11 protein-coding genes are annotated in these 15,571 nt (G+C 69.7%); 1 reads left to right on the top strand and 10 read right to left on the bottom strand.

Annotated features, from left to right (window positions below):
- Positions 1-241: 241 nt before the first annotated feature.
- Entirely contained in the window at positions 242-613 is a 372-nt protein-coding gene (locus tag WS91_RS23145) for a hypothetical protein (RefSeq protein ID WP_038746692.1), read from the top strand.
- 133 nt (positions 614-746) lie between these two features.
- On the opposite strand, the gene WS91_RS23140 is transcribed toward WS91_RS23145, so the two are convergent.
- The 10 genes from WS91_RS23140 to WS91_RS23095 all read right to left on the bottom strand — a co-directional run bounded on the left by WS91_RS23140 (position 747) and on the right by WS91_RS23095 (position 15,328).
- Positions 747-1,982 (bottom strand): MFS transporter, encoded by a 1,236-nt coding sequence (locus WS91_RS23140; protein WP_052145051.1) that lies wholly within the window; start codon positions 1,980-1,982, stop codon positions 747-749.
- 49 nt (positions 1,983-2,031) lie between these two features.
- Entirely contained in the window at positions 2,032-3,132 is a 1,101-nt protein-coding gene (locus WS91_RS23135; protein ID WP_059582637.1) for a 3-deoxy-7-phosphoheptulonate synthase, read from the bottom strand.
- A 64-nt stretch (positions 3,133-3,196) separates the two neighbouring features.
- Positions 3,197-3,988, bottom strand: coding sequence for a 2,3-dihydro-2,3-dihydroxybenzoate dehydrogenase (locus tag WS91_RS23130; protein ID WP_059582638.1), 792 nt, complete (start codon positions 3,986-3,988; stop codon positions 3,197-3,199).
- A 4-nt stretch (positions 3,989-3,992) separates the two neighbouring features.
- Positions 3,993-7,952 carry a non-ribosomal peptide synthetase gene (locus WS91_RS23125; protein WP_231752068.1) on the bottom strand — a complete coding sequence of 1,320 codons (3,960 nt, stop codon included), beginning with the start codon at positions 7,950-7,952 and terminating at the stop codon, positions 3,993-3,995.
- A gap of 60 nt (positions 7,953-8,012) precedes the next feature.
- Positions 8,013-8,333 carry a DUF2218 domain-containing protein gene (locus WS91_RS23120; RefSeq protein WP_052145050.1) on the bottom strand — a complete coding sequence of 107 codons (321 nt, stop codon included), beginning with the start codon at positions 8,331-8,333 and terminating at the stop codon, positions 8,013-8,015.
- 14 nt (positions 8,334-8,347) lie between these two features.
- Complete coding sequence (locus WS91_RS23115; RefSeq protein WP_038746681.1) at positions 8,348-9,223, bottom strand: isochorismatase family protein; 876 nt, start codon at positions 9,221-9,223, stop codon at positions 8,348-8,350.
- Between the two features lie 48 nt (positions 9,224-9,271).
- Positions 9,272-10,906 (bottom strand): (2,3-dihydroxybenzoyl)adenylate synthase, encoded by a 1,635-nt coding sequence (locus tag WS91_RS23110; protein ID WP_059671096.1) that lies wholly within the window; start codon positions 10,904-10,906, stop codon positions 9,272-9,274.
- The gene (locus WS91_RS23105) at positions 10,903-12,108 is read right to left on the bottom strand and encodes an isochorismate synthase (RefSeq protein ID WP_059671095.1); all 1,206 of its coding nucleotides are present in this window, start codon (positions 12,106-12,108) and stop codon (positions 10,903-10,905) included. Before WS91_RS23105 ends, WS91_RS23110 begins: the two co-directional genes overlap by 4 nt.
- A 61-nt stretch (positions 12,109-12,169) precedes the next feature.
- Entirely contained in the window at positions 12,170-14,287 is a 2,118-nt protein-coding gene (locus WS91_RS23100) for a TonB-dependent receptor domain-containing protein (protein ID WP_059671094.1), read from the bottom strand.
- A 177-nt stretch (positions 14,288-14,464) separates the two neighbouring features.
- A complete protein-coding gene (locus WS91_RS23095) occupies positions 14,465-15,328 on the bottom strand; it encodes a helix-turn-helix transcriptional regulator (RefSeq protein WP_231752067.1) in 864 nt (287 codons plus the stop codon).
- Positions 15,329-15,571: the final 243 nt, after the last annotated feature.

Here is a 15,571-nt window from a genome sequence, read left to right as displayed (position 1 = left end):
TTCGCATTCGATGCATGCGGCCACGAGCACGCCGCCGCGAACGCTCGAACCGGCACGAGACGTTCGACCGAAAACAATTTTTAACACAATCGATGCGCCTGCCTTGTTAGGCTCGCCACACGATCGGATTTTCCTCAATCTCTTCGGCGCGCCGCCGCTCGCGCGATGTCGCGCATCGGACCGACGCGAAACGCATAGAATCCGGACGCGTTCTTGCCGAATGACTCACCTTGGATCGCCCATGAAATCGACTCAGATTCTCGCCAGTTGCGCGCTCGTCGGCGCCGTGGCGGCGCTCGCCGGTTGCGCCGGCTCGCCCGCGAACGGCCCGCAAGCCGAATCGCCGAGCGGCCGGATCATCTACGTCGCGTCGCCGCGCAGCCCGCGCGACGTCGAGCGCTGCCTGACGAGCCGCGTGCCGCAGGCGCGCGTCGCGCAGCAGAACCCGACCACCGTTCTGATCGGTCCGTACTCGGCCGATGCCGATTGGACCGTCACGCTCTCGCCGACCGCGTCGGCCGGCACGAACATCGGCGTCTATCGCCCGCGCAGCGGCGACGGCGATCCGGAAGAGTCCGAATTGCGCTTCCATATCGCGCGCTGCGCGGTCTGACGCGCGGCGCGCAACGCGTCTTTCGCGTCTTGCGCGTCTTGCGCGTCTTGCGCGTCTTGCGCGTAAGCGCATCATGAATCATCGATCGCGCGCCGCCGCAGCCTCGCACCGCGCGATCCACGTCCTCACCGCTTCATCGCTTCGCAGCCGCGCGCCGCCACGTCGCGCAGAACACGAGCAGCAGCAGCACGCCGATCAGCGCGAACGGCGCCTGCGGGCGCCAGTCGTACAGCGCCGTGCCGACGAGCGGCGCGACGATCATGCTGAGCCCCTGCGCGGCCGACATCGTGCCCGCGCACGCGCCCTGTTCGCGCGCGTCGACGGCCGCGCTCGCGAGCGCGGAGACCGCCGGAAACGACGCCCCCATCCCGAACGCCGCAACGAGATACCCCGCGCAGACGACCATCGGCTGCGCAGGCTCGACGAGCAGCACCGACGCGAATCCCGCCGCGCTCGCGAGCGCGCCCCAGCGCAGCCATTGCAGCGGCGCGACGCGCGGCAGCCGTGCGACCGCCGATTGCATCGCGATCAGGCCGAGCCCCGCGCAGCCGAGCGCATAGCCGACGACGACGGCCGCGCGCTGCGCATCGACGCGCAACTGATCGATCACGTAAAACCCGAGCGCGCTGTTCGCGATCGCGATGACGCTGTACAGCGCCATCGCGCTGAGCCACGGCATCCGGATTCGCGCGTCGGTCATCCTGAGCCGCGGCGGCGCACCGCGCACCTCGCGCGGACGTGCGTCGTCGAGGCGGCCCAGCCCCGGCAAGCCCATGAGCGGCAACAGCGCGAACACGGCGAGCATCGCGGCAAGATCGAAACGTCCGATCCAGCCGGCGAGCGGCGGCGCGATCACCATGCCGATCGCGCCCGCCGCGCCGAAGCGCGCCATCGTCGCGGCGCGCCGCTGCGGCGCGGTGCGGTCCGCGATCCACGCGGTCGCCGCGACGGGCAGCCCCGCGAAGCACCCGCCCATCGCCGCGCGCGCGACGAAGAGCGCGGCCAGGTTCAGCGCGAGCGCCGGCACCGCGTGCGCGCCGTCGCGCAACGCCCACCACACGTAGCACGCGAGCAGCAGATAAAACGCGACGAAGCCCGTGATCGCCGCGCGCATCACCGGCACGCGGCCGCGAACGTCGGCGGCGCGCCCCCAGCGGCGCGCGGTCGCGATCCAGACGACACCGACGACGGCGATCGCCGCGCCGATGTGCGACGCCTGCAGATGCAGCATCCGCGCGAGCGGCGCCGCGATCGCGACGAACGCGTAGTTGCCCGCCATCATCGTGAAGTTCGCGACAAGAAGCGGCATCAGCGGCAAGCCGGCGCGATCGGCGGCGGCGGCCGGAGTTTCAGCGGAAGTCGTGGACATGTGGCTCCTGTTGGTTCGATGAATGAATGCGCAACGCGCGCCGAATGCGTCAGCGGCGTGCGACGTGAGCGGCAAGACGCGCGCGCGCGGCGAGGAGCGCCGCTTCCGTCGCGTTCCAGCCGAGGCAGGGATCGGTGATCGAGCAGCCGTAGCGCAGCGCGTCGACGCCGTTGTCGAGCGACTGCCGGCCTTCCTCGAGAAAGCTCTCGAGCATCACGCCGCGAATCGAGCGGTTGCCCGCGCAGATCTGCTCGACGACGTCGTCGAGCACCGCAACCTGCCGCGCATGCCGCTTGTCGCAGTTCGCATGCGAGCAATCGACGACGACGTTCGTCGGCAGCCGGCTCACGCGCAACGCACGCTCGGCCGCCGCGACGCTCGCGGCGTCGTAGTTCGGCCCGTCGCGGCCGCCGCGCAGCACGAGGTGCGCATACGGATTGCCGTCGGTGTGCAGCACGACGGGATAACCTTCGTCGTGCATGCCGATGAACGCATGCGGCCGCATGCTGCTTTGCATCGCGTGAATCGCGATCTCGACGCCGCCGTCCGTGCCGTTCTTGAATCCGACCGGCATCAGCAGCCCCGACGCCATCTCGCGGTGCACCTGCGATTCGGTCGTGCGCGCGCCGATCGCGGCCCAGCTCACGAGGTCGCCGAGGTAGTGCGGCGTGACGAGATCGAGCGCCTCGATCGCGGCCGGCAGCCCGAGCGCGTTCACCTCGCACAGCAGCCGGCGCGCGGTCGCGAGCCCTTCGTCGATGCGGTGGCTGCCGTCGAGGCGCGGATCGTTGATGAGCCCTTTCCAGCCGACCGTCGTGCGCGGCTTCTCGAAGTACACGCGCATGACGACGCAAAACACGTCGCGCACCGCGTCCGCGAGACGCGCGAGACGCAGCGCGTAATCGAGCGCCGCCTGCGGATCGTGGATCGAGCACGGCCCGACGATCGCGAGCCAGCGCGGATCGCGCTGCTCGAGAATCGCCTGCACTTGCCGCCGGCCCGCGTCGACGGTCGTCTGGATCGTCGGCGAAAGCGGATAGCGGCGGCGCAGCGCGGCGGGCGTCGGCAGCCGCATGCCGACCCGCTGCCGCGCGACGCCCGCGAGCGATCCGGCCACGCCGCCGTTCGGGTACAGGGTGATGTTTTTCATAAGCGGATAGCCAGAGAAGTGAAGGAGCCGTCGCGCGCGTGTTCGCCGCGCGGCGCCTCGCGCATCACGCGCCGAGCGTCGCGCCGCCGTCGACGCACAGGCTGTGCAGCGTCACGTGGCGCGACGCGTTCGACAGCAGGAACAGCACGGCCGACGCGACATCGTCCGGATCGGCGATCCGGCGCAGCGGAATGCCCGTGCGATACGCGGGCAGCGAGCCGTCGATCACCGCGTCGACGCTGCGCTCGTCGGTCCAGAGCTGACGCTGCATCTGCGTATCGGTCGAGCCGGGCGCGACGACGTTGCAGCGAATCCCGTATTCGGCGAGCTCGAGCCCGAGGCATTTCGTGAACTGATGCGCGGCCGCCTTCGACGCCGCATAGGCCGCCATCCGCATGCGCGGCACGAGCGCCGCGTTCGAGCCGACCGTGACGATGCTGCCCGCGCGGCGCGGGATCATCCGCTGCGCGACCGAGCGCGACAGATGGAACACGCCGTGCGTGTTGACGGCGAAGCTGTGCGCCCAGTCGTCGTCGCCGAGCGTGCGGAAATCGGCAAGACGCAGGATGCCCGCGACGTTCGCGAGCATGCCGATGGGGCCGAGCGTCGCGTCGATGCGATCGACGGCCGCGCGCACCGCGTCGGCATTCGCAACGTCGACGTCGAACGGATGAATGCGTGCGCCGGCCGATTCCGCGTCGGACGCGAGTTGCGCGAGCGCGTCCGCGCGCACGTCGAGCGCCGCGACGACGATGCCGCGCGCGGCGAGCGCGCGGGCGACCGCCGCGCCGATTCCTTGCGCGGCGCCGCTCACGACGGCGACGCCCCCGGGAAATTCGGTGAAGGTGCTGCTCATCGGATCAAGCTCCTGAAAAATCGTCGAATTTGTGCGCGTTCGCGTGAAGGCGCTCGGCAAGCGCCGCGCCGATCTCGGCCATCGGCGCGGGATCGGACATCCCCTCGTGCGAGCACGCGAGCACGCGGCATGCGAGCGCGCCCGGCCGCAGATGCGCGCTCCACGCGGCGGGAGTCGGCACGTGCGCCGGATTGCGCGCGGCGCGAAACAGCAGCACGTCGCCGTCGTAGCGCGGCGTCTCGCTTGCGCGGAAGAGCCGCATCTGCCGCAACACCTGATCTGCATGCGCGTCGAGCCCAGGCGCGCCGAGCGCGGCGAACGCGCTGTTCGCGCGCAGCAGCCGCTGGCGCAGCACGTCGTGCGCGACGCCTTCGGTGTCGAAATCGCCGTTCACCGTGAGCAGGATCTGCAGTGCGTCGCGCAGCGTCGGCATCGGATGCGCGGCCCACGCGGACGCGGGATAGCTGTCCATCAGCGCGAGCAGGCCGACCGCGTGCCCGGTGCCGCGCAGCTTCGCGGCCACGCCGTGCGCGAGCGCGCCGCCCAGCGACCAGCCGAGCAGGTGATACGGCCCGTCGGGTTGCAGCGCGCGCACGCGGGCCGCGTAGCGCTCGATCAGCGCATCGAAGTCCTGCGCGCCGCGCGTCTCGTCGACCGACAATTGCAAGCCGTGCACGGTCACGTCCGGCAGATGGCGCGCGACGCGCAGATAACCCCATGCGAGGCCGTCGGCCGGATGCAAGCAGATCAACGCCGGCGCGTCGGCCCGCCCTGCCTGGATCGCAAGCGAAGGCGCGAACGCATCATGAGCGGTTTGCGGGCGGTGGTAGGCGAGCGGCGCCGTCAGCGCCTGCGCGAGCGAACGCACGGTCGCGTGGCGGAACAGCATCGACACCGGCACGTCGCGGCGCAGCTCGATCGCGAGCTGCGCGGCCGCCTGGATCGCCTGCAGCGACTTGCCGCCCAGATCGAAGAAGTTCGACGCGCCCGTGAGCGACACGTCGCCGAGCACTTGCCGCCAGACCTGCATCACCTGCCGCTCCAGCTCGCTCGCGCCGGCATCGCCGCCGGCGGCATCCGCGCGGCGCTGCGCCGCACGCGCCAGCAGCGCCTTGCGATCGGTCTTGCCGTTCGGATTGCGCGGCAGCGCGTCGAGCACATGCCACCCATCGGGAATCGCCGGCGCGGGCAGCGATTGCGCGAGCAGCGCGCGCAATGCGTCCACGTCGCGTTCGCCGACGACGAACGCCGTCAGCGTGCAGACGCCCGCGCCGCGCGCGACAGGCACGACAGCCGCCTCGCGCACGTTCGGCATCCGAAGCAACAGGTTTTCGATTTCGAGCGGCTCGATGCGCAAGCCGCTGATCTTCACTTGATGATCGACGCGGCCTGCGAAGCGCAACTGAGCGTCGCGCCATTGCGCGAGATCGCCCGTTCGATATGCTCGCTCGCCCGTATCCGGCAGCGCGACGAAACGCGCGGCGGTCAGCTCGGAATCGTTCAGATAGCCGAGCGCGAGCGCATCGCCGACGAGCACCAGCTCGCCGACGCGCCCCACCGCGACCGGATACAGCCGCGCGTCGACGATGCGCGCGTCGACGCCCGGACGCGGCAGGCCGATCGGCACGGCCTCGCCCGCGCGCCAGACCGCTCCCGGGCCGCCGACGCGCGCGGCCGTCGCGATGATCGTCGCCTCGGTCGGCCCGTACGTATTCAGCAGGATTTGCCGCGGCAGCAGCTCGCGCCAGCGCGCGATCCGCTCGGGCAGCGCGGCCTCGCCGCCGACGATCGTCAGCCGCACGCCGCCCAGCCGGCGCGCGGATTCGGCGTCGAGCGCGTGCGCGAGCACGTGCCAGTACGCGGTCGGCAAATCGAGCACGGTCACGCCGAGACGCTCGACCGCGGCGGCGAACGTCGCGACCGAATCAAGCATCGCGTCGTCGCGCAACACGAGCGTCGCGCCGCGACAGAGCGTGACGAAGATTTCTTCGAGGCTCGCGTCGAAATGCAGCGGCGCGAACTGCAGCACGCGATCGGCCGGGCCGACGCCGTACAGCGCGCGCGTGCTCGCGACGAACTGCGCGAGCGCGCGGCGGCCGACCAGCACGCCGTTCGGCTTGCCGGTCGAGCCGGACGTATAGAGCAGATAGGCCGGATGCCGCGGATCGGGTTCGACGCCCGATGCCGCGGCCGAATGCGCGATGCGCGCGGCGTCGGCGTCGGCGTCCGACGCCGCGGATGCTTCGCATGCGCCGGCTGCATCGGCTGCATCGATCTCGTCGAGATCGACCGCCGTCGCCGCACCGGCGTCTTGCCGCCATCGCGCATGCGTCAGCACGAGATCGGGCGCGGCGTCCGCGAGCACGCTCGCCGTGCGTCGCGCGGGGCCGTCGGGATCGATCGGAACGAACGCACCGCCGGTCTGCAACACCGCGAGCATCGACGCGATCGCATCCGGCGAGCGCGGCGCGAGTATCGCGATCCGGCTGCGCGCGTTCGCGCCGTGCCGCACGAGCGCGGCGGCGATCGCATCGACGCGCGCGAGCAGCATCCGGTAATCGATTCGCGCGTCGCCCGCTTCGATCGCAAGCTGGCTCGGCGCGCGCTCGGCCGCTCGCCGCACGAGCGCGAGCACGTCGGCGACGGGCTCGGCGAGCGGCTCGCCGCGACAGATCGACGGCGGCGGCAAATCGTGCAGCAGCGGCATGAGCGGCGCATCGGGCTCGTGCGCGGCGAACGCGAAGAGCCAGGCGGAGAGGCTGTCGGCGAGCGCCGACATGCGCGCGTCGTCATACGCGTTCGGATTCGCTTCGAGCGTGACGCGCCATGCGCCGTCGCGCACGACGAGCGTCACGTTCAGATCCTTGACGGGACCGCCGCTGACCGCCTGCGTATCGCTCTTCAATCCGGCGAACGCGATCCGCCGCTCGAACGGCATCAGATTCACCGCCTGATTGAACAGGAACGTGTTGTGCTCGAGCAGCCCGAGATCGCCGCGAATCCAGCCATAGCGGTAGTACAGGTGCGGCCGGATCGCGCGCAGACGGCGAACGGCGTCGGCCGCGAGCGTGCGCGGCGTCGCATCCGCGCGCACGTGCACGCCGAACGGCACGATGTTCATCGCCATGCACGGCACGTTGAGCGCGGGCGTGCCGAGCCGGTTCATCACCGGCAGGCCGAAGGTCAAATCGCGCTGCCCGCTCTGCTTGCCGAGCCACACGCCGATCGCGGCCAGCATCCACGCGGTCCATTCGGCGCCCGCACGCTCGGCGGCCGCGCAAAGCGCGCGGACCTGCTCCGGCGCAAGCGTCAGCACGCGGCGCAGCGCCGTAGCGCCGACATCCCGCTTCGGCGCGATCTCGGCGGGCGCGGGCACATTGCGCAGATGTTCGATCCAGAATGTCTGGTCGCGCTCGAAGCCGCCTGTCTCTCGATACGCCGCTTCGGCCGCGACGACGCGCTCGACGTTCCAATCGGGCAGCGCGGGCGGCGGCGCTCCCGCAACGCGCGCGTTGTAGCGCGCCGCGACCGCCTGCTCGATCAGGCTGAAGCCGAACCCGTCGATCGCGATGTGATGGATCTGCAGATACCACCAATGGCGCTGCGGCGACAGCCGAAGCAGCGCGGTGCGATACAGCGCGTCCGACGTCACGTCGCAGCACACGGACAGCGACGCCTGCATCCACACGCGCGCGGCCGCCTCGGGGTCGTCGTGCGCGGCGAAATCGACGACGCGCAGTTGCGCGCGCTCGGGGCGACGGTGCTGCCACAGCGCGTCGTCGGCCCACTCGAAGCGCATGTGCAGCGTATCCGCGCGATCGAGCACGGCTTCGACGCTGGCGGCGAGCGCGTCGACGTCGAGCGCGCCGACGAGCTCGATCGTCTCGGCCGTCAGATAGCCGGGGTCTTCCGGGTCGACCTGCTGCGCGACCCAAATGCCGTATTGCGCGGACGTCGCGCGCATCCGTTGACTCGTTTGCTGCATGGAGCGTTGTGCGGAAAGAGAAAAGGAACGCGGCGCGCGTCAGGCGCGCCGCCAGTCGACGGCCAGTTGCTTGTTGCGCGCCATCAACGCGAGATGCTCGTCCATCACGTACTGGATCTGTTCGAGCTTCTCGATCGAATCGGCCTCGCAGCGGATGCTGAGCACGTCGTCCGTGCGCAGCACGTGGCACTTGCCGTACGGAAAATCGATCGCCGCGCGATGTTCGTCGAACGCGACCGGAATCTTGATCGCGTAGTGCTTGCACATCTTGAACAGCACGCGATCGGCCTGCGGCACCGAGACTTCGGCGGTGCTGACGAGCAGCGCGTCCGACGGCGCGTTCGTATCGGGTTGTCGCATCGTCGTTCTCCTCGTCATGCGGCCACTCGGTCCGCGCGTTGCAGCAGTTGCGACCATGCGGCGAGCGTCGGCGCTTCGGCGAGCTGCACGAACGATACGTCGCGCCCCGCCTGACGCCACGTCTCGACAAGCGTCATGATCCGCACCGAGTCGAGCCCGTGGTCGAGCAGATTGTCGTGCGGCTGAAGGTCCGCCGCGGCGATCCGCAGCATCCGCGCAACCTGCGTCGAGACGGCCTCGATCGAATCCGGCTCGGCCTCGGCTCGCCGGTCGTCGGCGATCTCACGCGCGAGCGCGACCTTGCCGCAGCGCCGCGCGACGTAATCGAGCGCCATTCGATGCTCGCGCGCGGAGAAATCGGCGAGCGCATCGGCGACGAAGAACGGTTCGATATCCTTCATGAATGCTTCGCACGCCGTCATCAGGCAGCCGATGTGCGCATAGACGCCGCAGATCACGAGCTGGTCGCGCCGCGCGCCGCGCAGCATCGATTCGAAATCCGAACGTTGAAAGGCGCTATAGCGCCACTTGTCGAGCACGATGTCGCCCGGCGCGGGCGCGAGCGCCGCGCAGATCGACGCGCGCTCGGGCTGCGCGGTGAGCCCCGGCCCCCACATGTCGGTCAGCAGCCCGCGTTCGGCGGCCGCCTGTCGCGGCAGCTGCGCGGTGTAGTACACCGGCATGCCGTTCGCGCGCGCGAAACCGATCAGGCGGCGCACGTTTGCGATCGCATCGGGAATCGGCGCCGCGTCGCGATCGTAGAAGTCGAGAAAGTAGTCCTGCATGTCGTGCACGAGGAGCGCCGCGCGCGCGGCGTCGAAACGCCATGCGGCGCGACTCTCGGGAATGTCCGCCGGCATCGGATAGGAAGGGATTTTCGGAATGGCCATGTCGCTGGTGAAGTTGTTTGGGAACGTCGAGGAATTCGGCGCGCGCAGTCAGCCGACGGCCGCTTCGGCCGCGGCCAGCCGGTTCGCGATGTCGCTGCGCAGCGCTTTCTTGTCGGTCTTGCCGACAGGCGTCTTCGGAAACGCGTCGACGAATTCGATCCGGTCGGGAACCTTGTAGGCGGCGATGCCTTGCTCGCGAAGGAAGCGCAGCAGATCCGCCGCGCGCGGCGCGGGCTCGCCGCCGATCACGTACGCGCAGCTCCTTTCGCCGAGGTACGGATCGGGCATCGCGACGAGCGCCGCGTCGACGACGCCCGGATGCGCGAGCAGCAGATGCTCGACCTCCTCGGCCGCGATCTTCTCGCCGCCTCGGTTGATCTGATCCTTCGCGCGCCCTTCGACGACGAGATGCCCCGCAGCCGTCATCCGCACGCGGTCGCCCGTCCGGTAGAAGCCGTCCGGCGTGAACGCGCGCGCGTTGTGCGCATCGGCGTTGTAGTAGCCGCGAATCGTGTACGGCCCGCGCGTCAGCAGATGGCCCACTTCGCCCGGCGCGACGGGACGATCGTCGTCGTCGACGATGCGGATCTCGTCGTCCGGCGAAATCGGCCGGCCCTGCGTCTGCACGACGACGTCGAGCGGATCGTCGAGACGCGTGTAGTTGACGAGACCTTCAGCCATCCCGAACACCTGTTGCAGCTTCGCGCCGAGTTCCGGCTCGATGCGCCGCGCGAGCGTCACGTCGAATCGCGCGCCGCCGACCTGCACGACGCGCAGGCTCGCGAGCGCCGCGCGTCGCGCCGCCGCCGCGGCGAGCCACACGGGAACGAGCGACGGCACGAGCGCGGCGATTGTCGCGCGCTCGCGCTCGATCAGCGCAAACGCGATGTCGGGGCTGCCGCCGTCGCACAACACGACGGTGCCGCCCGCGTACAGCACGCCGAACGTGCCGGGCGAGCTCAGCGCGTAGTTGTGCGCGACGGGAAGCGCGCAGAGATAGACGCCGGTTTCGTCGAGCCCGCAAATGCGCGCGCTCTCGCGGATGCTGTACAGGTAATCGTCGTGCGTGCGCGGAATCAGCTTCGGCGTGCCGGTGCTGCCGCCCGATAGCTGTAAAAACGCGACATCGTGCGCGGCGGGGCCTTCGGGCAGCGCGATCGTTTCGTCGTCGCGCAGATCCGCGAGCGCGACGTGCTCGCCCGCGTCGCCGACGATCAATACGTGCTCGAGCGTCGGCGCTTCCGCCCGCACGGTTTTCGCGAGCGCGCAGTAGTCGAACCCGCCGCGCCGATCCGCCGCGACATACGCAACCGCTTCCGCGTGCCGGCAGAAGTGCCCGATCTCCTGCTTGCGATGCGCGGGCAACGCGAAGACGGGCAGCGCGCCGATCCTGAACAGCGCGAAGACGACCGCGAAGAATTCGACGCAATTCGGCAGTTGCACGACGACGCGGTCGCGCGGACGAATGCCGAGCGCGACGAGCCCACGCGCGACGCGCGTCGCTTCGCTGGCGAGCCGGCCGTACGACCAGCGCGTCTCGCCTTCGACGAGCGCGATGCGCTCGCCGTGTCGTTGCGCAAGCGCGTCGAGCAGTTGTCCGAACGATTGCCCCTGCCAATAGCCCTTGCGCCGGTACTCGGCCGCGACGTCGTCGGGCCACGGCGTCCAATGCGCGAGCGTCATGCGGCGGCCCTCGCGATCGCGTCGGTCGCCGCCGAGCGATCGACGCCCATCGCATCGAGCATCGTGCGGAACTTCGCGGCCGTTTCGGCGAGTTCCGCTTCGGGCACCGAATCGCCGACGATGCCCGCGCCCGCGAAAAGCCGCAGCGTCGCGCCGCGCGCTTGCGCACAGCGGATCGTGACGATCCACTCGCCGTCGCCGCGCGCATCGACCCAGCCGAGCGTGCCCGCATAGAAGCCGCGATCGAACGGCTCGGCGCGCAGGATCGCCTCGCGCGCTTCGCTGCGCGGATAACCGCAGACGGCGGGCGTCGGATGCAGCGCGAGGGCGAGCGTCAGCGCGTCGGCGCTCGTCTCGCCGGCGACTTCGGTCGACAGATGCCACATCGTCTGCGTATGGACGAGCGACGGCCGCGCGGGCACGGCGAGTTTCTTGCAGAACGGCGCGAGGCTTTCCTTCACCGCATCGACGACGACGCGATGTTCGTCGAGATCCTTCGCCGATTCGAGCAGTGCGTCCGCTCGCCTGCGGTCTTCGACGGGATCGCTGCTGCGCGGCGCGGACCCGGCGAGCGGATTCGCACGCAGCACGCCCTGAAAGCGGCTGACGAGCAGCTCGGGGCTCGCGCCGAGCAGCGTGCGCCCATCGCCGACGTCGACCGAGAACGTATAGCCATGCGGATTGCGCGCGGCGAGCCGTTCGATCAGCGCGCGCACGTCGACCGGTCGCGCGCCCGTCAGCTCGAGCGTACGCGCGAGCACGACCTTGTCGAGATGCCCGGCGCGGATGCTCGCGACTGCTTGCGCGACGGCCGCCGCATATTCGGCGCCCGGCGGCACCGCGCGCGCGTCGTAGTCGTAGGCGTCGTGGCCGCCACGATGCGCGGCGAGCGGCGGCGCTACGTCGGCGAGCGGGCCGCCGCGCCGCATCGCGCGCACGACGCTGAGCGCGGCGGGCCGCTCGACATCGAACGGCACCGCACCGACAACCGCCGCATCGCCATGCCCTTGCTCGTGGGCGCGCGCGAGCGCACGCTGCACGCGCGCGCCGAGCGGCTCGTCGCCATGCGGCACGCGTTCGACGACGTCTCGCGCGAGCAGCGTATGGCTTGGCGTCGCGAAGAGAAACGGCGCGTCGGGCTCGTACGCGTCGAGCACATTTTGGATAACTGATAAAAATTCCGGCTTGGGAATCGCGTTCACGTTGTGACCTCCGAATTCGAATCGTCTGGATCGACGCGCCGCGTCGCGCGGCGCGTGCGCGTTACATCTCCGCGGTCAGGCTCACCGCGACGCGGCGGCCCTGGTCGACGAGCCAGTTGCCGCTCAGGCCGGTCGCCCGCGTGCGGTCGTCGATCGGCACCATCCGGTTCGTCAGGTTCAGCACCGCGAAATTGACCGAGAAATGCTTGTCGATCCGGTAGCGGCCGCCGATGTCGAAGGTCGTCGTCGACGGCCGTTCGCGCACGCCTTGCGCGCCGTTGCGGAACGCGGCCCAGTATTCGGTGCCGGTGTAGTTGACGTTCGCGTAGAGATCGAGACGCGGCGTCGGCGTCCAGTCGACCTGCACGTTGAATTTGTGCTTCGGCGTCTTGTCGAGCGGGAAGCCGTCGAGCGAACTGCCGTCGAACGCTTTCTCGCCGCTGCCCTCGCGGCGAGATTGCGTGAACGTGTACGCGCCCGAAATCTTCACTTGCTTGGCCACGCGCGCGCCCGCGCCGATTTCGAGCCCGTACAGCTTCACGCGGTCGACGTTGTCGTACACGTAGATGTTGCGGCCGGGCGAACGCGGGTCGGCCACGCCGGAGTCGTAGCTCGCGACCTTGTTCTTGAACAGGTTGTTGAACAACGTGAGGCTCACATGGCTCTCGCCGCGGTCATAGCGGATGCCGAGCTCTTCGCTGAGGCTCGTCTCGGGCTTCAGGCTCGGGTTGCCGCAGAGCGTGCCGGGCACCGCGCCCGCCGCCCCGCCCGACGTCATGCAGTAGCCCGCCGTGCTCTGACGCAGCGACGGCGGCTTGAAGCCGGCGGACACGCCGCCTCGCAGCGTGAGCGTCGGGCTCAGCTTGTAGACGCCGTACGCGCGCGGGCTCACGTGGCTGCCGTAGCGCTCGTCGTGATCGAGCCGCACGCCCGTCGTCAGCGTGAAACGGCTGTTGAAGAAGTAATCGTTCTCGGCGAAGAGCGCCCACGAATTGCGCTGGATGCTGTCCGAGTTGACGGCGTAGCCCTTCGGCACCGCATCCTGCCGCCCCGCGCCGGACAGCCGCGACCAGATGTGCTGCGCGCCCGCCGTCAGGATGTTGCGCTCACCCCACCACGGCACCTCGACCTTGCCTTCGAGCACGGTGTCGGTGATCGCGGGTTTCACGGGCGACGGCGCGACGGCCGTCCACTGTTCCTGCGTGCCGCGCTCGCCATACAGCGACAGCGTCGAGTTGCCGAAGCCCCAGCGGCCGTTGTGCGTAATGCCCCAGTAGTCGCGCACGTGCCGCGTCTCGACGATCGTCGTCCCGGCCGTGCCCGGCTTCGCAGGCGCGAGGCTCTTGCCCGGCGTGCTCAGGTAGCTGAACTGATCGTGGCCCGCGTTCAGCGTGAGGTCCTGGTTGCTCGCGGGCTTCGCGGTCAGCTTCACGTCGAAGCTCGCGGCGCGCTGCCCGTTCGCGCCGCTCGTTGCGCTTTTCGGATAGTAGATGTCGTCCTCGCTCCGATGCAGCCCTCGCCCCGACACCTGCAAGCCGAGCACGTCGCTCTTCAGCGGGCCGCCGATCCAGAAATCGACGCTTTGCGTGTCGCCCTGATTCGATTCGAGCTGGAACACGCCGCTCGCGGTGACGGTGCCGCCCCAGCGCTTCGGCACCTTGCGCGTGATCACGTTGATCACGCCGCCCATCGCGTCGGCGCCGTACAGCGACGACATCGGCCCGCGCACGACCTCGATCCGCTCGATCGCGGAAAGCGGCGGCAGCAGATTGCTCTGCACGCCGCCCGTACCCCGGTTCATCGTCTCGCGCGTGTTCTGGCGGCGGCCGTCGACGAGGATCAGCGTGTATTCGCCGGGCATGCCGCGAATCGAGATGTCCTGATCGTTCGGCGACGCGCCGACGACGCTCACGCCCTCCACTTTGCCGACGATGTCGGCGAACGACGTGTACGGCTTCGCCTCGATGTCTTCGCGGGTGATGACGGAGATGCTGGCGGGCGCCTCTTTGATCGCCTGCTCGCGCTGGCTGGCGGTGACGACGATCGCCTTCAGCGCGGCCGCATCCTCGGCGGGCGCGGGCTCGGCGGCCGGCTGCGCCCATCCGGCGGACGTCCCCATCAAATACAAGGCGGCGGCGACCGCCGGCTTCAACGCAAGGCCTGGAACATGACTCGACATAACGGCTTTCTTGATCGACAAATGGAATTGATTCTCATTTCCATTATCAATGACGAAAGGCGTTGATAGATTTGTGAAAGGTACGAAGTTGTTTGCGTGACGCGAGTGCATGCGTCACCGCACTTCGTACCTCGCACGCCGCACTCCGCGTGCCGGCCGCGGGGCGCGGCGCGACGCTCAGTGCTGACCGCTGCGGCGCGCGAGCTTCGGCGTCAAGCCGAAGCGGCGCTTGTATGCGGTCGCGAAGTTCGCCGCGCTCGTGTAACCGGCGAGCGCGGCCGCCTGCTTGACGCTGATCGCGTCGCGCTCGAGCGCGAGCCGCGCACGCTGCAAGCAGCTTTCGCGCAGGAAATCGAAGATCGTGGTGCCGTAGACGCTGCGGAACTGGCGCTGCATCGCGTTCGCGTTCATGCCCATCTGGCGGGCGATGTCGTCGAGCGAAAGCTGTTGCGCCGCCTCGCTGCCGAGGAACGCGTGCAATTCGGCCATCCGGCGATAGCCGCGCGAACCGAGATTCGCGGCCTCCTGCGCCGCGCCCGCCGCCATCGCAGGCTGCTCGGTCTGCAGCGGCGCGAGCGCCTCGGCGAGCAGGTCGAGCACGCGGCTTTCGAGATAGATCGCCTGCAGCATCGGCTGATACGCGGGCGGCCGCACGATCTGCTCGGCGAGCGCGATCGCGCGCGGCGTCGGCTGCCAGAAGCGCACCGACAGATGCGCGGACAGCAGCGAATCGAGCCGCTCGGGCATCGCCGCGCGACTCGCCGCCTGCAGATGACGCAGCCATTCGCCCGAGATACCGAGGCTCAAGCGGCGTGCGTAGCCGCCCTTGCTGACGCGCCGGCTGAACGTGTCCGGCTCGACCGCATTGACGAGGAACGCCTGCATCTCGCCGGCCGGCTTGCGGCCGCCGCTCGGCGGCGCCGGGCGCACGTGCGGCCGGGCAGCGGTCGTCAGCACGATGCGGCGATCGCCGTACGACACGTCGAGCTCACCTTCGAGCAACAGCACGAGATGCAGCCCCGCCGTGCATTGTCCGGACATGACCGCGTCGAATTCGTCGATTGCGTCGTCCGCATGAACGCGCAGGCCCGGCCGCACTTCGCGGACCTTGGCGATGTGCGCCGCATGGTCCCGGCGACCGGAAGGAAACAGGTTTTCTACGCGCGCATCCAATTTCTTCAGCCCCGCCCGCACTTCGCGCGCCCTCGACGCCGCGGCCCGGCGACGCACGTCGCCGCTCACGCAAACCAATCCGTTGCTCGGCCAAACATCGGGCGCGGCTAC

It is taken from the genome of Burkholderia sp. MSMB1498 (assembly GCF_001526245.1).
Lineage (GTDB): Bacteria > Pseudomonadota > Gammaproteobacteria > Burkholderiales > Burkholderiaceae > Burkholderia > Burkholderia savannae.
This window is presented reverse-complemented; position numbering and strand designations above follow the sequence as displayed.